Origin of the sequence: Cryobacterium sp. Y11 (genome assembly GCF_002929535.1) — a bacterium.
Classification (GTDB): Bacteria; Actinomycetota; Actinomycetes; order Actinomycetales; family Microbacteriaceae; genus Cryobacterium.
This window is the reverse complement of sequence record NZ_PJJO01000056.1, coordinates 266077-287084: the sequence shown is the minus strand read 5'-3', so window position 1 is coordinate 287084 and position 21008 is coordinate 266077. Positions and strand designations below refer to the sequence as shown.

Annotated in this window: 14 protein-coding genes and 3 pseudogenes; 10 read left to right on the top strand and 7 right to left on the bottom strand. The window is 58.1% G+C overall.

From position 1 onward, the window contains the following. Positions 1-464: 464 nt before the first annotated feature. The 5 genes and pseudogenes from CXY75_RS10645 to CXY75_RS10625 form a co-directional block, all read right to left on the bottom strand. Positions 465-1157 (bottom strand): hypothetical protein, encoded by a 693-nt coding sequence (locus CXY75_RS10645; protein WP_104082779.1) that lies wholly within the window; start codon positions 1155-1157, stop codon positions 465-467. Between the two features lie 291 nt (positions 1158-1448). Continuing rightward, positions 1449-2015 (bottom strand): annotated as a pseudogene (locus CXY75_RS10640) (recombinase family protein). 524 nt (positions 2016-2539) lie between these two features. Continuing rightward, positions 2540-3172: a hypothetical protein gene (locus CXY75_RS10635; RefSeq protein ID WP_092452073.1), complete on the bottom strand. Its 633-nt coding sequence runs from the start codon at positions 3170-3172 to the stop codon at positions 2540-2542. Further along, a complete protein-coding gene (locus tag CXY75_RS10630; protein WP_104082778.1) occupies positions 3172-4011 on the bottom strand; it encodes a hypothetical protein in 840 nt (279 codons plus the stop codon). The genes CXY75_RS10635 and CXY75_RS10630 overlap by 1 nt, the downstream gene beginning before the upstream one ends. Further along, positions 4008-4715, bottom strand: coding sequence for a S8 family serine peptidase (locus tag CXY75_RS10625; protein WP_158251185.1), 708 nt, complete (start codon positions 4713-4715; stop codon positions 4008-4010). The genes CXY75_RS10630 and CXY75_RS10625 overlap by 4 nt, the downstream gene beginning before the upstream one ends. A gap of 694 nt (positions 4716-5409) precedes the next feature. Between CXY75_RS10625 and CXY75_RS10620 the strand changes: the two genes are divergently transcribed. From CXY75_RS10620 to CXY75_RS10600, 5 genes are all read left to right on the top strand, one after another. Further along, positions 5410-5613, top strand: coding sequence for a hypothetical protein (locus CXY75_RS10620; protein WP_233193068.1), 204 nt, complete (start codon positions 5410-5412; stop codon positions 5611-5613). Positions 5614-6181: 568 nt separating this feature from the next. Next, positions 6182-8104, top strand: coding sequence for an ATP-binding protein (locus tag CXY75_RS10615; protein WP_158251184.1), 1923 nt, complete (start codon positions 6182-6184; stop codon positions 8102-8104). Further along, positions 8101-8493, top strand: coding sequence for a hypothetical protein (locus CXY75_RS10610; protein ID WP_104082774.1), 393 nt, complete (start codon positions 8101-8103; stop codon positions 8491-8493). The genes CXY75_RS10615 and CXY75_RS10610 overlap by 4 nt, the downstream gene beginning before the upstream one ends. Positions 8494-10222: 1729 nt before the next feature. Beyond that, on the top strand, positions 10223-10570 hold the full coding sequence (locus CXY75_RS19485) for a hypothetical protein (protein WP_146069444.1): 348 nt from the start codon (positions 10223-10225) through the stop codon (positions 10568-10570). Positions 10571-10585: 15 nt separating this feature from the next. Then, the gene (locus CXY75_RS10600) at positions 10586-10819 is read left to right on the top strand and encodes a hypothetical protein (protein ID WP_146069443.1); all 234 of its coding nucleotides are present in this window, start codon (positions 10586-10588) and stop codon (positions 10817-10819) included. Positions 10820-11353: 534 nt separating this feature from the next. Here the strand turns inward: CXY75_RS10600 and CXY75_RS10595 are convergent. Continuing rightward, positions 11354-12137: pseudogene (locus tag CXY75_RS10595) on the bottom strand (IS256 family transposase); the annotation flags it as partial. Between the two features lie 91 nt (positions 12138-12228). On the opposite strand from CXY75_RS10595, the gene CXY75_RS10590 reads away from it, so the two are divergent. The 4 genes from CXY75_RS10590 (at position 12229) to CXY75_RS10575 (ending at position 17688) form a co-directional block, all read left to right on the top strand. After that, entirely contained in the window at positions 12229-13404 is a 1176-nt protein-coding gene (locus tag CXY75_RS10590) for a hypothetical protein (RefSeq protein WP_104082771.1), read from the top strand. After that, entirely contained in the window at positions 13401-13853 is a 453-nt protein-coding gene (locus tag CXY75_RS10585) for a hypothetical protein (RefSeq protein ID WP_104082770.1), read from the top strand. Before CXY75_RS10590 ends, CXY75_RS10585 begins: the two co-directional genes overlap by 4 nt. 314 nt (positions 13854-14167) lie before the next feature. Next, positions 14168-15595, top strand: coding sequence for an RNA-directed DNA polymerase (locus CXY75_RS10580; RefSeq protein WP_104082769.1), 1428 nt, complete (start codon positions 14168-14170; stop codon positions 15593-15595). Between the two features lie 20 nt (positions 15596-15615). Further along, entirely contained in the window at positions 15616-17688 is a 2073-nt protein-coding gene (locus CXY75_RS10575; RefSeq protein ID WP_158251182.1) for an RNA-directed DNA polymerase, read from the top strand. A 563-nt stretch (positions 17689-18251) separates the two neighbouring features. Here the strand turns inward: CXY75_RS10575 and CXY75_RS10570 are convergent. Beyond that, the gene (locus tag CXY75_RS10570) at positions 18252-19511 is read right to left on the bottom strand and encodes an IS256 family transposase (RefSeq protein WP_104082767.1); all 1260 of its coding nucleotides are present in this window, start codon (positions 19509-19511) and stop codon (positions 18252-18254) included. A gap of 567 nt (positions 19512-20078) precedes the next feature. Here CXY75_RS10570 and mobF point away from each other — a divergent pair. Continuing rightward, a pseudogene (gene mobF, locus CXY75_RS10565) lies at positions 20079-20997 on the top strand (MobF family relaxase); the annotation flags it as partial. Between the last annotated feature and the right edge of the window lie 11 nt (positions 20998-21008).

Sequence of the window (21008 nt, the reverse complement as noted above, 5' to 3'; positions counted from 1 at the left end):
CCGGATTCGCCGGCGGGGCTTTTTCAGATCCAGGCATCGTCACCGACGATGACGCCGCCATCGTCAAATAACGCGACGGACAACAACTTTGCCGGTCGGTGGTGGCGTTCTGTGATCGCTTGGGGCTAGTGCTGCTGTTCGTTAGTTCGTCGGGGGTCTTCTTTTGGACCCGCGTGGAGGCTGCTGGCAATGTTGAAGGCGTCTTCGGGGGCTTGTGTAGTGGTGCGGTCTGGGAAGTAGGCGTCGTCATGACTGGCGCGGTATGGAGCGAACGCCGGCGCGTGTGATTCGGACGTCGGTTCTCTCCCCGCGGTGAACCAAGCGGTTTACACCACTACCCTCTTGAGCGCGCCCGAGCAGGCCCCGGGATCTTGGCGTCCTGTACGAACGGTGAGGTCCAGGACCGTACGGCACTGTGCGCGCTCGCACGGGCCTGGACCTCAGCTTTGGCCGGACGCTGGCAGCTAGTGCAGCACTCCGCAGGCGACCGGGTCGGTTACCTCGGCGGGGAGGGTGGGGTCAAGCTCGCTCGCACCCTCGGGATCGCTGAGGTTGTACGTTCCGTTGCCGTCGTAGTCGTTTCCATGGATCACGACGACGCCTTCACCGTCGCGGATGGCCTCGGCGATGTCCGCAGCGGTGCCGGCGCCTCCTTGGTAGCCGGTTCCGGCCACGTCCGTGAAGCCGATGTTGGTCCGGAGGTACTTATAGGTACCGTTCTCTGAGACGGGGAACCGGGTAACGGCCAGGGCACTGGCCGGTGTGGTGTCTCCGCTGGTGGTCAGGGACACCACAATGGGGCCGTAGGCCGGAGTGCCTTCGACGGTGTTCAGCCGCCCGTCACCGTTGCTGTCGTTCATCGCCAGCGTGGGGCACTCGTTCATGGCATCCTCTCCGAAGTGGATGTGCTGGGCGTGCGGAGCATCGGGCGTCAAACCCCGCGCGCGGATTCCGATCGCCCTGATCGTCTCGCCGCGAACGACGGCGATGGCCTTACCCGACGCTCCGGAGTCGTTGAGCTCCGTGAGGTGGGCGGTCAGCACCACGTTACCGCGCACCGATGTCGGGACATGCGCGGACGCCGGCGCAGCGCCCAACGACACGGCGATCAGCGCGGCTGCACTCGCGCCGAGCACCAGTTTGCTGTTCTTCTTCACGATTGACTCCTATGTGTCCTCGCCCATCGGGACGATCCCGACGATTAATGCGACAGCGTTGATACGTAGCCCTCAGCCAAATGCATTGGCCTCGCACGCACGCCTGCGGCGCAGAGTATCCGCAAATTGAGCTTCCTGATAGTGGTGGTTGCCGACTTTTTCCGCTGGTTGCACATGCCCTTTGCCGCTCCTCGTTGCACGGGGTCTTGCCCCACCCTGTTCCGTGTCGGCCCGCGGTATCTCTGTGTGACGTCGCCATTTATCCGGACTTCGTCACTCGAATGCTCAGCGTTATCTCAGGGCGCGCGAGGTCGCTCGGAACATTCCGAGATCGCGCGCGACTTGCGCTGCTGTCTCTCCACCTTCTATGAGTCGGCGGGCATTGCGGATTCGGCTGTCAACGATGAGCTGCGGCCTCCCACCGCGATCCTTGCCGGCATTGCGGCGCTTCGTGATGGAGTCGATCACACGTTCTCGTTTGATTTCGTGTTCCATCTGTCCGAGTGCCGCCATGATCGTGAACAGCATGAACCCTATTGGTGTCGCTGTGTCGACGTCGCCGCCGCCTAGGTTGAGTACGCGGAGGCCAGATCCGCGGCCGTAGAGTTCCTCGACGAACGCGAGCATGTTCTGTGTCGATCGGCCCAGCCGGTCCAGGGTCGTGATAACGAGGGTGTAGCCGTTTTGGAGTGCGTCGAGCGCACGGTCGAACTGGGGCCGTGACGCTCGAACACCGGAGATGCCGTGGTCGACGTAGAGGTCGTCACGCCGGACGCCAGCGGCGAGGATGTCGATCTGTTGCCGGTCGGTGGACTGCTGTCACGTGGACACTCGCGCATAGCCGATCAGTTTCGTCATTTCTGCTCCCAGGGCGTCTCATAACCAATGGCGAGCATCACAGTTCAAGCATGCGGCTATGCGACGTAGTTATGAGAATCGGCGCATCGCAAGATTCCGACGATTCTGAGGAAGCTCAGGTCGCGGCGGTGAGACGTCTTATATCGCTAGGGTTTCGAGACAGCCGTTTCGTGGAATGGCGGAGTTTTCCAGGGCAGGGCAGTTGTCGCGACCGCAGTTGATGCCACGGTCGCGTTTACGCCGGCACGACAGTGTGCTTATGGGCCGAGAAATATTTCCGTCGTGAGGGGGGTGTTCGATTAACTGGCTGCGGCCGGTGGCCACTATGCGATCGCGGACATCGCAGGATCGAATAGGCCGCTTTTTGGCCTCCGGGCGAGGCACATCAAGGGCGACTTCTTGGCAGGTTCCTCTGACGAGTCAGACTACGGTGCTGACCAACGGGTGATAGCGGCAGCTAGCATAATTCTGCCGCATCACCGTGGGTCAGCATCCGCAGCCTGACAGGTGTTGTTCGTATCGGGCTAGATGAAGCTGTGTCGCGCGAGGCAGTCGAGGTAGTAGACGAAGGCTTCGTCGTTTACGTCGCCAGTTTTCATCGAGTAGTAATTTTGGTCAGTTTCTGTTCCAGTCTCTCTGTATCCGGTCAGCGCGGTCATGTACGTCGTTAGGTGGTCAGACATCCCATAAACCTTGGCACCAGTGACGAGGCCGTCTTCTTGCTCGAGCACGATGGAGGTGCGTTGGCCCACCAAATGTTGAGTGTTTAGAAGGTTGTATGCCAGCCAAGACGCGTCTCCAAGAGGCGCCGTTCCAAGATCGTCAGTGTCACTGCCCGAAGTTTCTTGAAGGAAGAGTCCCCGCCAGCTTTCATCGTACGTATCAGGACCAACATCTTTCATTTCCTTCTCTTCTGCGCTGTACAGGCGGGATAGGACGTCCGGATGAGTGATCGTGTAGAGCGAGTAGATCAAGTCCTCGCGGACTTCTCCATCGTTCGAATAGTCAGTGCGTGTAATGGCCTCGAGCGGGATTTCATATGCACAAAAACCCTGTTTCAAGTGTTCTTCAACGGCGTCCGTTGTCCATCGCTGAGGATTGGTCTTCTTCCACCGTGCCAGGAGGTCTGAACGGTCGTCAGCTTCGTGATTGTCCATCAATTGGGTAGTCCGAAAAAGGCGTGCATTGCGGGGGTGCGGTTGCTCGGGTGGAAGTGTGCGAATTTTCCGCGACCGCCCGAATCGCGCTCAGGTCCGACTACGGCCAGGCCGTTTTTGATTCCTTTCGCAACTGCGAGCGCGCCGGCCTCGCTGCGAGACCACGTGTCTTTCCCCCCGCGGCCCCATGTGATGGCCGCGGAAAGCGACATACCATTTGCAAGCACGAGTTTGCCGTTTAGAATCATTGCGCGGAAATGTTGGTAGCTTGATCCCTTTTTATTGAGGGCATCGATTGCGTTAGTGGCTGCGATCCACGTAACACCAGCGACGATGACAACTGCAGATGCCACCAGGAGTGTTTTCAAGATCTCTAGAGCGATAGGTATTCCCAGAACCAGTACTGGCACGAAGGCGGCATAGCCCACGTCATCGGCATATGATTCTGTCTCACCAGTGGCCAGGTCTGTCATGGTGAACGAGGTGGCTTCGTCGTTCAACTCTTGTATCTGGATGGAGTAGTTGGCGTTGTAGTCGGTGTCGATGCTCCCTAGAGAAAAAAGAGCGCTACTGTCCTCAAACGACAACGTTGTCAGCGCCGTGACAGGTTCGCCAGATCCCAAATCCGATGTCGTCTCGACTGAGATTTTAGTGAGCGAGGCGTCCACGTCTTCCAGTGTCAATCCTGCGTCGTTGAAAGCGGATTCAAGCTTTTCCTCGTCAACCATCCCGCTGCCTGAAGCTTCTACCGGGGCAGAGCTGGTCTCTGCGAACGCGGGCGAGTAAGCGAATCCAGAGAGCAGCAGCGCCGCTACGACTCCGATGGCGATCTTTTTCATTGATTGTCTTCCTTTGATTGGTGAGCGATCAGTGCGGACAGGGTGGAATCGGGTTTAGCTACGCCGAGCAAGCTTTTCAAGATTTGATTCGAGGTCATTGCTGCAGCCGCTGACGTCCCGGTGACAAGCTGCCGGGCCCCCGTGCGGTCGACCGCGGGAATGTCTTCACCGGGTGCGAAGTAATTCACATGGTCAATAGCCGAGAAGCTTGATGGATGGCCCGCGGCATCTAATGAGCCGACGGAAATAACTCCCGGGTATCGGGCGGGGTAGCCCGCCCCCATCCCTTGGTTGTTTCCAGCAGCCGCGACCACCACGATTCCCGATTCAACGGCGCGTTTCACCGAGTCACGTAAGGCCCGGGTGTCCGTCCCGATCGCGATGCTGACGTTAATGACGTCCACCTGGTCCCGGATAGCTTGCTCTATAGCGTCCGCAACGTCCTCCGCCGACGCGGTTCCTGCAGTGAAGACGGAGTAACTAATCCAAGTGACTCGATGGGCCCACGCAGGACAGCTATCCTCATCGATTCCTGCTGCGATCGATGCGACTAAAGTGCCGTGCCCTTGGTCGTCGGCGTCAGTATCGAAAACATGAAAACAGCTAAAGTCGACGTTTTCATCGTTGAGGCCGCTATCGACGAGAGCGATCGCGACCGTGTCTCGAACCGCCGGCGTGATCGATGCCGATGAGCAACCTATCAACAGAAGGGCTGTGACGACAATGATTGACGTCGAAAGGAACGCGGGGCGTCTGCGGGGACCCCCTCGGAGAGAGGTCAAAACATGCGTTGCGTTGACTTCACGCGCGGAACAATTACCCCGGGCAGCGGTTCATTAAATGGCTGGTCTCGCAGGCGATACGATCCACCCGCCCATTTTCGAAACATCATTTTCCCCCCGATGCTCACGAACCAGATGTCGTGTGAAACTCAGATTGGCGGAGATAACTCGCGGCGTCAACTCCATCCGGAAATAGTCAACGGAATTTTCATGTGGGCGACGATTAAGCGGCTATTTGAGTTCCGTCCTCGCCCAGCATGGGCATCTCTCTTTTTTCGATGTCGGTGAGTACTGAGTATTTGAGGACTTGAGCACCCACTCAATCGTGCGGTTCAGCACCTACCGGTATCAGTCCCTCGACCGTGCGCGACAGTCTGTCATTTACAGCCATGCCGACTTCTACAGATCCGACCATCTCGTCATTCAGTGGGCGAAACCCTGACGCCCGACGAGCGGGTCCAACTACTCCAAATCGTCAAAGGGACGGGGACGAGCAGCTCCGACTGAGAAGGTTCCACTGCGCGCTTGTGGGCACGCCGAGGGGCGCCGTCCCTTGGTTCGTCAGCTCGCGGAGGATCTCGATGTCGCTCCTGGCACCGTCGCTAAGGCGTACAAAGTGCTTGAATCCGAGGGCTACCTCACTGCCCGCACTGGCGGAGTAACCCGGGTCAGCCGGAGCACAACGACGTCGCTCCCAGTGCTGGAAGCCCCTCGCCAACTTGCCAAGACCAGCACCCGTGCAGGCACTAGCCTGGACGGCACCATCCGCATCCTCCGTGCGATCTCGCACGAAGAATACTCCGAACCGGGACTGACCTGATGCGCTCTCAAGGCTGCCCGCACCCATGGAGATCCCCTCTACTCTCGAGTCTTCCACACATAGAAATGCCTGTTCCAGGTCGACCAGGCTGCCCCAGTTCTCACGACTGTGGTGTCTCATAACTGACCTGTTTCGTATCGCACGAGATACAAGACCCTGACTGCCCTTTGACGCAACGCAGAGAACCGGGTCGATGCGCCAAACAGCGATCACAGAACGCCGCCACTAAGCGCTAACACTCAATCAATTCCCAGATTAATCTCGACACATCCTTGACATTCATTCTTGTGGGCGTGACCCTGCTGGCGATTGGTTAGGGCTATGCCGGGTGCGTAGAGGCGATAGATTCCATTCGGAAGGACAATCCGAACGATGGAACGCACGAGTTGCCTCCCACGCGTGTCTCACTCTCATGCCTGATGTCGGTGCTATTTCGGAGGTGATTAGCATCGCTGGTCGCCGCGCTGCTTCATGTTGCGCCTTGACCAGTCCGCTTTTGCGGAGTCGGCCCAAATCCGGCAGGCTCAGCCTTGGCACTTGAATGTCAAGTTGTTGTCGAGGGGGACAAATGCGCATTGTGGGTATTGAGCTAGAGGGTTTTCGCGGATATCTGACATCGAGTTACGTGTCGATCGATACGTTGACTGTGTTTGCCGGCAAGAATGACGCTGGAAAGAGCAGCATCCTGGAAGCTATGAGGCTGTTCCTGGACAAGGGAAAGCCGGACGTCTCTGACTATTCGGTTCATGGGCATGGAACGATTCGCATCACGTGCACATTCGCTGACCTTCCCCCTGAGCTGGTCATCGACCAGACTGCGGTGACGACCCTCCAGGATGAGAAACTCCTCGACGCTAACGGCCACTTGGTGATTAGCAAGACCTGGACCAGGGGGCGAGCCAACCCCGAGATTTTGGCGCATGCTCTACACCCGGTCGTCGATGGCGGCCCAACGCTTATCGGCCTGAAGCACGCGCAACTCAAATCCCTCGCCTCGACTCTTGATGTTGTCGCGGAGCTGGAGGATCGACGCGTGAACCTGAACTATAGGCAGGCGATCTGGCGCGCCTGGGAAGCCAAGGGGCTCTCGTCGCTGCAACCGACGATCATCCCGTTGAACTCAGAGGACGGGAAGCACGTTGCCAGCGCTCTGGAGAGTGTCTTTCCCCTGTTCCACCTCTTTCAAGCTGACCGGCTGGGGGCGGAGTCCGATGAGGTTGCCCAAGACCCAGCCAAGCTCATAGTCAAGGCCGTGCTCGATCGCCATACGGCTGAACTCACGAAGCTTACGAGCGATGTTAAGGCTGAGATTTCAGAACTTCTCCTGGAAGTCGTTGGGAAATTGGAGGAATTCGCACCAAATCTTGCGGCCAAGCTGATTCCGGCCAACCTAGACCCCGTATGGCAGAAGGCATTCTCGTCCCTACAATTTGTCGACGAGAACGATGTTCCCCTTGCGAAGCGTGGCAGCGGGACACGCAGACTGGTTCTCTTGAGCTTCTTTCGGGCGGAAGTTGAGCGAGGATATGAAGAAACGGATGAGTGGCGACGGGGCGTCATCATCGCAGTGGAGGAGCCCGAGACGGCTCTCCACCCGGATCTTCAGCGCGAAACTGTTTCCGCTCTAATTGAAGTTGCGGGGCTCGCAAACAGGCAGGTTTTGATGACGACGCACAGCTCGAACTTGGTGAGGAACATACCGATCGCAGCCGTGCGTTTCGTCGAGGAGCAGCAGGGGAAGCGCGTGTGGAGTTCCAGTGACACATCCAGCGAGCGGTTCGTTCTCCAGCAATTGAACAAGGCGATGGGGACTTTCGCGGATCACAATGTGCGTTGCTTCTTCATCGTTGAGGGCAAGAACGATATCGGCGGTCTACTGGCACTGAGCGATGCGCTACAAGCCGCCCGTCCCACTGAATATCCAGATCTTCGCCAAATGGAAACTGACGGTGAGCTTTGCTTCATACCTATCGGCGGCTGCGGCGCCGCTGCTCTTTGGGAGAGCCGCCTGTCGCCGTTTAGTAGGCCTGAGGTTCACCTTCTTGATTCCGATCGCTTGGTTGAAGGGTCGGCTCTGAAACCCGAGATATCCAAGTACCTAGCGCGCTACAACACCGACGATCACCTGTCGTCACACATGTTTGTTCTGACCCGGCGAGAGATGGAAAACTACCTCACTATTGAGGCGATCGAAGATGCTTTCAAGGGTGCAAACCCAATGTTCCCGAAACTATTCCGGGAAGCTGTCGAAGGCCACGACTGGGGATATGTCGACGTGCCGGAGACCGTCGCAAGAGTGCTTCACTCTCTCAATTCGGAGGTCGAATGGTCACTCGCTTCTGACAAGAAGCGCAGCGAGAAGGAGTCTGACGTGAAGAGGAAACTAGTCCCATGTTTCGGGCACCCGTCTGTGGCGGAGGCTCTTTTGGCCCTCGGTGCCGAGCGAGATCTTCTTTTGGCCGTTGCGACGGTGGCGGATGTGGCAGCGTGAATCCGGGGGCTTCGGCCACTACCCGCAACCAACAACTCCTTCTTGTAGCCAATGGATTCTTTGGAGCTCTTGCAGCGGAGGGCGTTGTCGAGTTCAACCCATCGATCATGGACTTTGAATTTGCGTTCGGGAAAGCCTGGCGAGCCTGGCGTTGCGCGAGCGTCTCGGAATTCCCGACGTTCGCACTGGGGAAGAATCGGTTTCGCGACGTTTTGTTCCGCGTCAGTCGATCCAGTTCTCCTTTTGCCACCTATCGTGACGGTATCGAAATGACGCCGAGTGGGCTCACGCCCCGCGAATACCTCGCAATCTGGGCGCCTGAAGTTACACCAGAAGACTGGATCGCGTTGGCCCAGCTGTATCTGTCAGGACGAGAAAGCAACAGGTGAATCTCAGCTTGATTTTGGGGCTGAGAGATGCTTTCGCCGTGAGGGAGAGCTCGGCCGACCAGGCAGGTTCGACCCAACTGTGAGGAAATCAAGAACTTGACATAATCCACACTATCGGCTAGTCGATTCAATCTCTCGGCTGTTGGACGAGCTATCCAAAGTGTAGATAGTGGCCCATTGCTAGCGCCGTGGCGCCGGTCAGGCGCAGGTCGACACCCCTGTCGATGGTCTCTCCGATGCGATTTATACCATGCATCTCACGCTGTATATGTACCCGCGACGCCCCTGACAGACCCCTTGGGTCAATCTGCGGGCGTGGCAACATTTTGGCAACGTTTGAACGAGATTGCTCCGTTTTCTAACATGGCCAAGTGATTGAAGAACCGCGTAATCATGCGAGTCTGAGGCTGGAGCCGCCGTTTGATTGGGGGTGCTTTAGGTTTCAAATCCCACCGGTACGTTCCTGTGGTGCGTGGGATCATCGATGATGCTGTTTATGGGCCTTATGGCTCATAACCATGTGTCTCGCGATTGACTTTCGTCGCCGTGAATTCGAGTGATCGATGGCGGCGACGGAACTTCGACTATGGGTCATCAGCAGTGACCGGGATGGACGGCAGAGCGTTCATTTCTGAAACCCCGCATAAACCCCGCATAAACCCCGCAGATTGGAATCCGTAGGGGCCTTAGAGTGTGATCACTTACCCAGCGTTTAACTGATATCCATGACTGTATGAGACCTCCGTGGCCCCGCTGAGGCTGGTTCACGATAATCGTGGTTTTGCGGGTAATAAACCGGCAACTACTGATCGGGATGGCGGGTGGACGCACGTATGTAAGCCTGCGCGATTCGCGCCGCCCAGTTCAGATGACCCTTGGCCCTGGGATGGTACGCGTGCACGACGAGGGAAGACTTGACGCACACACTTATATTCAACGTTTATTGCCACGAGACCCGCCGAGATGGGCCGAGGTGTTGAGATAATGGTGACGACATCTCACCCAAGAAGGTCCTGATCAGATCGAGAGAAGTCGAGATCAACCGAGGTATTAGTCCGCACTTCGTCTGGCCAAGAAAGCGCCCGGCGCAAACCGTCGGTCCCGGGTTCAAGTCCCGGCCGCCCTACTGTAAATTTGATCTGATCAGTGTTTTGGCTCTGTAAAGAGCAAGGCTTGAGTTGAAGATTGCCTCACCCTCAGGTCGCCTGCAGCTTACCCGGACGGGTGCACGGCATCGTGGCCCTCTGCAAGGCGGTCGGGCCGTACATTACATGGTGACAATTCCCATATCACTTTAGGCAGTCACAGTCACATAAACTTATTTGACAACGAGGGGAATTTCGGCGCAGAAAACGTGAGTGACTCTCTTGCCTCGGATGCGATCGTATGTCTCCGGCAGGTTCAGATCGACGTTGTCGGGGGGACAGCGGACGAGTGGTCAATGCGGCTGCTGGATGGCCGTCATCAAATGGTGACCGTTCGAGCATCGTCCAGGCCGCCATCGTTGAGCGCGTTGCACCGAGATCTAGCGGCCCATGCGAACGCGCGGCTCCTCATCGTCGTGCAACAGGCGACAGCATCCCTGCGGGCCCAAGCGCAATCGGGGCTTGTGGATCTCGTTGAAGTTGACAGCGGCGCCGTGACAATCGGCAGGCGAGACTGGGCAGACACACCAGCTCCGACTCAGGTCGCTAAACGTCGCTCTCGGCCGGCCTGGGGGCGCTGGGGTGTGATGCGTTCCCTGTGTTTGCTTGATCGCCCAGTCGACCAATCCGAGCTGGCGCTGCAAACGGGAATCGCGCAGTCGGCTGTGTCGCTGGCCCTGCATCGTCTGGATGGGGTTGCCCGAACGACGTTGAGCTGGGTTTCTATGGGCAGGGAGAAGCTTCTCCAGACATGGATTTCCGAGTATCCAGGACCAGGCGGCGTATCGACGCACTGGTACGGCCTCGATGCTCCCTTGGAGCAGGTCCAGGTGGCTGCGACGCTAGCAGCAGATTTGGAGGTGGACTGTCTGTTTTCAGGCGATGCCGCCGCTGACGTTTACGCACCGTGGCGGTTGCCGCAGAAGGCGTAGATGTATGTCGCTGAGATGATCGATTTCACCGTGGTCGGGCTTACTCCAGCACCACCGAGCGAAGCGACGCTGACCGTTGTGATTCCAGCTGATTTCACGATCTGGACGACCGCCCGCATCCTCTCGCTGCCCTCCCAATGCGTTGACCCACTTATCGCCTACTGGGATCTCGCTCATTCAGGGGGGCCCGATGCGAACGAGGCTGCAGACATGATCCTGCGCAAAATTCGATCGGCCTGGGATGCCTGACATCACACTGATCTCGACGTCGAACGCGTCGAACCTGGGCTACCGGGCGCTGGCTGACCTCGCCGCCGCGGCGGGGGACATGGACTACAGAGTCATCGGCGGTCACATGGTCCAGATTCTTCTGCACGTGTATCCACGCCAGCAGCGGCGCTGCGCGGAACCGCAGACGCCGATGCCGGCATCGAGCTTCCCGGCTGGAACCGAAGGACCTTGCGGATCTCGCTTCCCTGCTCGAAGTGGCCTACGCCCACCGCGGTAGCGGAATTCCTTGGGGCCTCGGAGACCCTCATCGTTTTGCACGCGGTGCGCGAATGGACACGGCCCGGGAGCTGTATGCACTGCTCGACAAGATTGAACACGGGCACAACGTCGTTAGTACGTCTGGAGTGAATCCGACCCGACTCGCTGCGCTAATCCGCACCCTGATCGCACAGCCACCCAGACAGCGATAATCGTCTCCGCCCGCAAACGCATCTGGACTGGTGGGCCTACCCGCGTAAAGACTTGACGCACACAGTTTTATTCAACTTTCAACAGACCCTTCAACGCGTCACAGACCAGAAAGAACGTGTCGGTCACACCACGGTTTTTGATGTCGGTCAGCACAGACATCCAGGACTTGGCACTCTCACGCCGGTACCGCCCCTCAACCCGAGAATGTCCTTATCGCCGCCCAGGGTCACGCTGATGGCCGCGTAGATGGGCCGGTCGGTGATCCGACCGCCGTCGCGGATCTTGACCGCGATCGCGTCCATGAAGATGGCTGAGTAGACGCGGGCTCCAACGGGCGCTGCTGCCATTCCAGGACCTCTTCCAGGACCCCGTCGGTGATCTTCGAGATCGTCTCCGGCGAGAGGTCGGTGCCGATCGTACTGACCAGGTGCTGCTGAATATCGCGGATTGTCATCCCGCCGGCATACAGCGAAATGATCATGTCATCGAGGCCGCCGAGGCGGCGTTGCCCCTTCGGCACCAGGCGTGGGATGAAGCTCCCGCTCCGGTCCCGGGGAATGTCCAGATCGAGTTCACCGACCTCAGCGTCGACCATTTTAGGTGTGAAGCCGTTACGAGAATTTGGGTAGAACCGCGCCTCAGGGTCGCCCTTCTCGTAGCCGAGGTGATCGGTCAGCTCGACCTGCAGCCCCCGCTCGAGGGCCGCCTTGATCAGGCCGGGTACGAACCCGCCCTCGCCCGTGAGCTGGATCTCGCCGGCATCGATCTTCGAGAACAACGAATCCAAAGCGCCGCTTTCGCGGAGCTCATCGATCGCTTTCGCCGCCTGCAGCTGAGACGGAGATCGTGGTGCCTTGTTCAACATACTTCGCTTCGTCATCACCATGAGTATCACTCCTTCGAGTAGTCGATCCGCAACCCCTTACACAGACCATCTGACACCCTCGGGGCGGCCAATGATCAGTGTAATTCTCAGCGGCTCGGCTATCCCGATTGACCATGCGGTGTTCACGACCTTGCTCGACAACTCCGTGGCAGGCACATACAAGGGCTATGAGCAGGCGCTTGAGATGGCGAGCATCAAGTACACCGACCTCGTCCGCCTATCGGAGAAGGGTGACATCCCGATCCCCTTGTTCTTCGCACCGTTGCCCCTTGTCCAGGTTCAGGTAGCTGCGAAGACGCAGAAACTTCTCGCCGGCGTCAGTAAGGATACGTTCTCGATTGGGTCCCGCGCGAAGGTGAATCTTCGGGACGTGGAGCTGATCGTCAAGGACCTGATTCGGAAACAGGAACTGCTCAGGAAACACGACCAATCGCTCGCGAGGAATAAAATTGTGGATCTTCTACGCAAACCTGACCCCTCGCCCGATACGGACGCGGCAAGGCTCATGCACGCCCTCGACCTCTCCCACGACAGCATCAGGGCGTGCCGAAAAAGAGAGGACGCGCTCGAGTTGATGATCGAGCGCATTGAAGCCAACCAAGTCCTCGTGTCCCGAAGTGTCCAGCACTACATGCCACAGCGCCTTACGCATGTGAGCTTCAGCGGCATGACGATCAGTGATAGCAAGGTCCCTTTCATCTTCCTCGCCGGAGGCGACCAAAGCGACCAGCAGGAACCTGTCGGCCGAACGGTGTTTACGCTCGCGCTGATGACGGTGCTGATTGCCCGCAGAATCTTTGCGCCGATGACCTGGGACGGGGGCAGCGCGGAGACCGAACTTGGAGACGAATATGACGTTGCCGGCGCGATGCTCATGCCAAAAGAGCGGCTCATGACGATCCGTCCCTCCTCACTCGATGATACGAAGAGGGCTTCCGATGAGTTCAAGGTCACGGCAAGCGCGGTGACTTTACGCGCGATGCGGCTCGGGATCGTTAGCAGGGACATCGCCCGGTCCCACCTAGAAGAGCTGCGAGTCGAATTCCTTGAGCGCCCTAAGGGGGGTCCTCTGGGCCAGATTCTGCCCGAGAACGCTGTGCGAAAGTACGGCGGGCGGGAGCTCTCTAAACGAATGCTGCGTGCCCTGGACTCGACGAGCATCTCACCGGGTGAGTTTTGTCGGGCCGTATGCTTGAACCGGCTCAAGCCGAACCGAATCGACAATCTCAGGAGGGTTGTCGCTTGAAGGGCTTCGGGCAGAGGTACGTGATCGACACGAACGTGCTTGGCCAGCTGAGGAGGCACCGACGGGCGAGCGCCTTCTTCAGGGAGAACGCGGTGATTCCGAGCGAGGTTCTGCGCGAAGCGCAAGGTTTTCCAGACATCGACGCGCTACGGAAGAACCGGCTTCCGACAACGCCTAAGGTCCTCAACTGGCTTGTCACGGTCATGGCAACCATTCCCGCTGCTGACACGAATCTGGTTAATCTCTACGCGAACCTCGGCGGTGCCGACCCCTTCGTCGTTGCGTGCGCCCTGAACGGCCAAGACGTGGACAGTGTGTATCTGGATGCACCCGAGTGGATTGTCGTAACTGGAGACGCCGCGGTGAGGGACAAGGCCGAGGAATTTGGACTGAAAGTATTCAGCAGCGGGGAGTTCGCCGCGATTGTCGACTCCGCAGAAGGAGGATAGGTCGAATTGAACCTAATAGCTTTCGCTGCCGTCGTGCCCGCGATTTGGGGTACGACATGGTGACCTGGATCGAGCGTACGTGATACCGGTGCCGGCAACGCGGACGTGGACGGGCTCTTGAGCTCCGCTCGGCGAGTAGGGTGGCTGGCAGAGCGGCTCGAGGTTGCTCAGTAGTAGCTGGCGCTGATTTCAGGGGGTTGGACGATGGCACGTGTGATTGAACGAGTGACTTGTCGACAGATATTTCAGGTCATCTGGACCGCGTTACGTGCACGAGCAGTTCCGTCCTTCACAACGTCTCGTGCTCGTTAGACATGCGTGATGCGCTACCGACCGTTGAAGATGTGCGTGCTATCTATTTCAAGGCGCAACGCAAGAAGAACATCATTCCGCAGCATGCGAACCTTACGCCGAGGTATAACCGAAAGATCCTAGAGCTTATTGAGAGTATCTCATTGGGGACAGACCCGATAGCGGATGCCGACAAGCAAACCGAGCTCGACAAGCTCTTACAAGTGAAGAAGGAATACGAGACTCAAGTTTTCGCTGGAATGCGGGATGCTCTCGAAGCCAGAATTCTCCGTGCTCCGACAGCCATTAGGCTTCGGTATCGCCAAATCGGTGACCGTGTCGTCACGGTTTTCAACAAGAACCGACCGACGCTAATGCTTCTGGATAGATTTTCGGCCTTGCACTTGTCGAGGGCATTTGGCATAAGGCCCGTGGGTCGCGATCAATGCGTGCGCGTCCTGACAAATACATTTCTAATTTCTTCTGGCGGGTCTGAGGCGCGCCAGGGCGTCCTAAAGCGAGACATTCAGGCGTTCTATGGGTCCATTGATCATGAACTCCTATTAGCCAAAGTTGATGGCCACGCGGGAGTCCCACGATTTGTGAAGCAACACGTCCGCGCCGTCGTGACTGCCTATGCGCGGCTGCACGGCGCATCTCGTGGCATACCGGACGGTGTCCCTTCTTCCGCGGCTCTCGCAGAAATCTATCTAGAGAACTTCGATTCAGCGATACGAGGGAATCCGGAAGTCGCGCTTTATGTGCGTTATGTAGATGACATCGTCATCGTTACTGAACCAGAGCGACTAACGGAAATTTCTGGGCAAATCGACAAACTGCTCAGCAAGGTCAAGCTCACGAAAAACGAGTCAAAATCGCAACAGCTAGTCCACCCAATGCTGCCTGAAACGTCCATTGACTACTTGGGATACAAGTTCGTCTTCGCGGAGGTGACCTCAAAGCTGACTATAATCGACCTCTCGGATGCCAAATTCAAACGATATGCAGAAGCGTTTGGTCGGATGTCGGCTTTTGCCGACGCGGTTGAATGCTGGTCATCATTGGACTCAGTCGACACGTATCTCGCGATGTTCGAGTATCTTTTTCGCCCGCACGCAACAGCGGACGTCGGGCACGGAATGCGAATCGTAACGGGCTTGGCCTACAGCGGGAGATTCTTGCGTATAGATAACAAGCAGCACTCGAATTTCGGCGATTTGCTGACATTCGCGCGGAAAGAAGTCGGAAAGCGATGGGGGCCAATGAATAAGGCTTTAGCGACGGGCCAGGTCCCGCAATGTGGGTGCTGCGGTAGGGATATACCCCGGTGGACCGAACTTGAGGCCGTTATCGCTGGGGCGGGCGTGGGATTTGAAGTGATGGGGTCTGCGGCCTTACCGCATGTAGATGAAGGGCTTCGGATCAAGGTAGGGAGGCTCCTGTGGAGCTAGCTCGAACCACCATGTCGCCCTTGCGCGCATTGGTGACGGAGTGCGTTCCGTACGAACTTCCCCTTGAAATGGCCGACCACTGGCTCTATGAGTGGATGGACGAACGCGCAACGACTGTTAGTCCAAAGGAGCTGCGGTTGCACGCAAGGAATCGCTTTGACCTGCTCTTGCTTGCATTGATCGGTGACGTCAATTTCGTGGGCCCGATTCGATATGGAGAGGTTGTCGACGCCCGCATCGCGGAATTCTCTCCATCCTGGCGCGCGCCTGCTTCATTCCGCGTCCGGAGAGACCGTTCGCGGACACGCGAACTCGACTTGTTGTCCATGCGATCGCAGTTGAACGTTGCGTTCCTCTACTACAGGCAGAAGGACCTGCTCCTTCACTACGCAAATAGGGATCGAGCTTCACTTCGCCATCCAGCGCGAGTGAACGAGTACGGTAAGCATCCTTTAAACAAATTCCGGCTTGGCAAGAGCTCGCAAGTAGTATCCGTTGAAACATCCTCACGTCGCTTAGGTTCTTACAACTCCTACTTTGTCTATGACAAGTACGCCTTTGTTGGTGAGTACTACGACTCACGGGAATGGCACGCCCTGGAAGCCAGATGGAGTTTCTTGCGGAGATTGGACGTCGCGAACTGTTTCCGTAGCATTTACACACACTCCGCATCGTGGAGCACGGGCACCGATTTCTTCAGCAAACAACACCTGTCAGGCAGCGGGGTAAAAGACCTGGGGCAGGTGCTCGACAAGACGATGCAGGCGGCAAACTGGGGCGAAACCCACGGAATATGCGTCGGCCCTGAATTTTCACGCATATTCGCTGAGATTGTCTTTCAACACCTCGGTATCGAAATTGAATCTCAACTCCGGAAACTGGAGATCGGCCGAAAAACATACGAGATTCTTCGATACGTAGACGACTACTTTGTCTTTGCAGCCGATGCGGTCACTCTTGACCGAGTTTCCAAAGTCGTCGAGACAACCCTCTCCGAACATAAGTTTGCAATTAATCCCGCTAAGACTCGCGACTATAAGACTCCATTTACCACCGCGATCTCCGTGAAAAAGGCCAATCTGAAAGCCTTCCTGAGAACGGCTCTGCCGTATGAGGGCGACCTCCCATCACTGGATGCTCGAGAGATCAGTGTGCATCTCAAAGCATTGCTGGTTGGCACTGAGGATGAATCTGCCACGGTTGGAACGTCGCTGAGTCAGATCGAGAAGAGACTGCTTAAGTTCGTGACCAAGCGGGCTCCGAGATGCGACACCAAAGAAGATGCTTTGGAGCTCTCGGCTTACATCTGGAGTTTCGTCCACGACATGCTTTTCCAGTACTTGTCTCATCCATCGGTGGCTTCGGCTATGAAAGTCGTCAAGGCGTTGAGAATGTACTTCCAGGCACCCGAACTTCTCGGAATTTCCGATAGTGAGAGGCCCGCGCTACAGTTTCGCGCTAATGAGTACGTCCATTTTGCAATTAACAAAGCTATAGAGCGACTTATCGAGGTCGAGAATGCTGACATCGAAATATGTCACTTCCTTTCCCTGGCCGGGGCATGTGAGATCCAGATTGCTCCTTCGTCAAAATTGACTAGCCTGCTGATGGAGAAGATCAATCGACCCGTTCCGAGGCCAAAGGGCAACCAAGCACTTACGTTTCTCTTACTGTCCACTGTGAAGTTCTATCTGAGTGATAAAAATTGTCCGGAACTTCTGCGTAAGGAAATAGTTGGTCGGTGTTTCGTCACAGGACGCGAGATTCTGAGCAGAGGGTATCTACCCGGCGCAGCTGTGAAACGGCACGCAATCCAGGAGACGTTTGTTCTTGCAATTTCTACGTGTCCATTTTTCAGCTTGGAAGAGAAGTTGAGGGTTCTGGACCAGCCGTGGCTGCTGGATCTCATTCAAGAGGCGTTCTTCGAAAAGGGCAAAACCTACAAGTCGAGCACTCGATTTCTGAGGCGATGCCTCCGCGAGATTGACGTGGCCCAGGACGACAGTGGAGCAGTACGGCCTTCAGTCTTCAGATGGACGAACGATCAATTCGACATTCTGCTCTACGAAAAACAGCCGCAGTTCATATACTGAGGCCTGTGCGCGTGTCAGACTTTCACTGCGTGCAGTGAAGTCCCATTCGATGCGGGCGGTTGGTCCGCGTGAAGTGCTCAGGCACTTTGACTCACACAATGAAAAATGGGGGAAGCGAACTCGTTCGGCTCGCCCGGTGTCTGGGGTGCCTCAGAATTTCGATCGTACGTACCGGTTCTGAGGTTCCAGACGCTCTTATCCGCAATGGCTTCCGCCAACCCGATGCATTTTGGAATGCGGCCGCTCGCTCTAATTCGGTATCCTGACCCGGGCATCGGACCCTAGCTGTGCCTCGTTTCACGGAGCCAGGAGCGCGATATTCGACACCAGCTTGGCTTCGACTTTCACGCCCTAGCGACTGCCCCCGATTACAGATTCAATTGCCACGCCTCTTGCAGATCGAGGCGGACACCTCCGAGCAATAAGGGAGCGGCGCGCGGTGACGGTGTCGATGCGGGTGATAAGTGCCGGCGACGACTACAAGTTCGGGCAGGGTTCGGCTGGCGCTGTAGGTCACGTCCCGCTGTGTAATTCATCGTCACCGTGCGGGTCAGCTGTTTTGATTATGCAGCACTGAGCTCGGGGATGGGAATCACCCCCGTGAGGGCGCTGGCGTCGGGGCTGGTGAGGGCGGTGTTGAAGGCGTCCAGCTGGCGCATGGAGTCCTCGGAGAGGTAGCGGCGGGACTCGGCCTCCCACTCGTCGTGCTGCTCGACGAGGACAGCTCCTGCGAGGCGGAGCACGGCCGCAGGGTTAGGGAACACGCCGACGACATCGGTGCGGCGTTTGATCTCCTTATTCAATCGTTCGATCGGGTTTGTCGACCAGATCTGACGCCAGTGCTTGGGCGGGAACCCGCAGAACGCAAGGATATCGGCGCGGGCATCGTGGAGCATCTTGGCGACTTTGGGGTGGGTGCCCTCGAGCATCCGGGTGACCTCATCGAACTGGGCCTGGATGTGCTTCGCGTCGGGCTGGGCGAAGATGGTGCGGATCACGGCGGCGACCATGTCCTGGCTGGCGCGCGGCACGATGGAGAGCACATTTCGCATGAAGTGCACCCGGCAACGCTGCCAGGCCGCGCCTTGGAACACGGTGCTGATGGCCTTCTTCAGTCCGGTGTGGGCGTCGGAGATGACGAGCTTGACGCCGTCGAGGCCGCGGGCTTTCAGGGCCCGGAGGAACTCGGTCCAGAAGGGCTCGTTTTCGCTGTCGCCGACGTCGAAGCCGAGGACTTCACGGCGGCCGTCGGCGGCGACGCCGATGGCGACGACCATCGCTTGGGAGATGACCCGGTGATTGACGCGGGCCTTGCAATACGTGGCGTCGAGAAAGACGTAGGGATAGCCGGTCGCGCCGAGGTCACGGTCACGGAAGGTGGTGACTTCACCGTCAAGATCCGCGCAAATCCGGGACACTTCGGACTTGGAGATGCCGGTATCGGCACCGAGGGCCTTGACTAAGTCGTCGACCTTCCGGGTCGAGACTCCGTGGAGGTAAGCCTCCATAACGACGGCGAACAGGGCCTGGTCAACGCGCCGGCGCCGCTCGAGGAGGGCGGGGAAGAACGACCCCTGACGGAGCTTCGGAATCTTGAGATTGAGGTCGCCGGCGGTGGTCGTCAAGACCCTCGGTCGAGTCCCGTTCCGCTGCGCGGTGCGGTCATCGGAACGTTCAAATCGGTCGGCGCCGATGTGCGCGGTGGCCTCGGCGTCGATGAGTTCTTGGTAGAGCGTTTCGGTCACCATTCGGATTCGATCGGTGACGTCGGTGAGCTTGAGTTCCGCGAGGAGCGCGAGCAGGGCAGACTGGTCTAAAGCCATCGTGTGATGTGTCTTTCTGTGAGTTCTTTGATCGGTACTCACTGACCATCGCACGATGGTTTCTTTCGTTGTGAATTCAACGATTCAGATGCCGGGAAATACACTCAAGGGGACGCAACCGGGCGCCGAAGTCTGTGGATGCCGTCGCAACCTTCTCGATTGCCGCATAGAGTGCCGTCTGAGCCGATTCTTTGGAAGCCATATCCACGTGCCTTTCATTCAACCCACGCCCAATGCGCCAGTACCCCGAACCTTAGCGCTGACCGAGACCCCAAGGAACATGGCATCCTCGTGAGGCCACAAGCCGGTTGGACGTGATTACCGCGCTGATCGTCGATTCCGTCAGCACCCGACCGGGCCCGGAATAGTCGACGTGTAGGGCCAGGGGCGGCCGAATCCCACTTGACGCACGTCGGCAACTCTCGCCGAATTTCAAGACTTGTTTTTGGCGTTTATTCGCACTGTCGAGCCCTAGAGCGTGGAATTCCGAGCGCACTTTCAGACCGGTGCAGAGCGAAGCGGCGCACCTTCGTCACGATGGCGGAGGTGACCGCGGTGACGGTATCGATGCGGGTAATGAGTGCCAGCGACGAGTACAAGTACCTGCTGCGCATGGTCGCCGCTGGTGGCGGTCAACGCCTGCGGTCGCTGACTGGCTACTACGCCGAGGTTGGTACGCCGCCGGGTCGGTGGATGGGCGGTGGGCCCCGGGGCATCGGCGGCGGACTAGTTGCCGAGGGCGACGTAGTCACGGAAGCGCAGCTGCAACTGCCACTGCTCATCGGATTGGGCCGTGACCCGGTCACCGACGAATCTCTTGGACGTGCCTACCTGGCATATCGCACCGCTGCCGACCGCGCCTTGGACGGGCCACAGGCCGACGGTGGCGGACTTACCGAGCGGGCCGCGGCATCCGCTTTGGAACAGCCGAACGAGAATTGCCGTCGGGCCGTTGCCGGCTATGATTTTACGTTTTCGATTCCGAAGTCGGCGAGCATCCTTTGAGGTGTTAGCGACGCGGCCACGCAGGAGCGCGTTGTGCAGGCGCACCATGCAGCGGTGGCCGAGGTACTGGCGTACATGGAGCGGGAGGTCGCGGCGACGCGCACCGGCACGACGGCGCAGGGCGGTGCCGTGGCGCAGGCCGATGTGACCGGACTGAGCGCGACAGCCTTCGATCACTTCGACAGCCAAGCCGGCGACCCGCACCTGCCTACGCACGTCGTGATCAGCAATAAGGTACAGACCGTGCTCGACGGCAAGTGGCGCTCCCTCGACGGGCGGCCGATGCACGAGGCCGTGGTGGCGCTCTCCGAACTGTACGAGGCCTTGTTTGCCGACGAGCTCACGCGATCGCTCGGCGTGCAGTGGGAGAGGCGGGAGCGGGAGCGGGGCGAGAGATTGCCTCCTCGCCGAGGCGATCGGCCTTGTTCCGGAAGCGCTCGTAGCGGCTTTCTCGACCCGGGCTCGGCAAATCGAGGTCGAGACGGTGAAGCA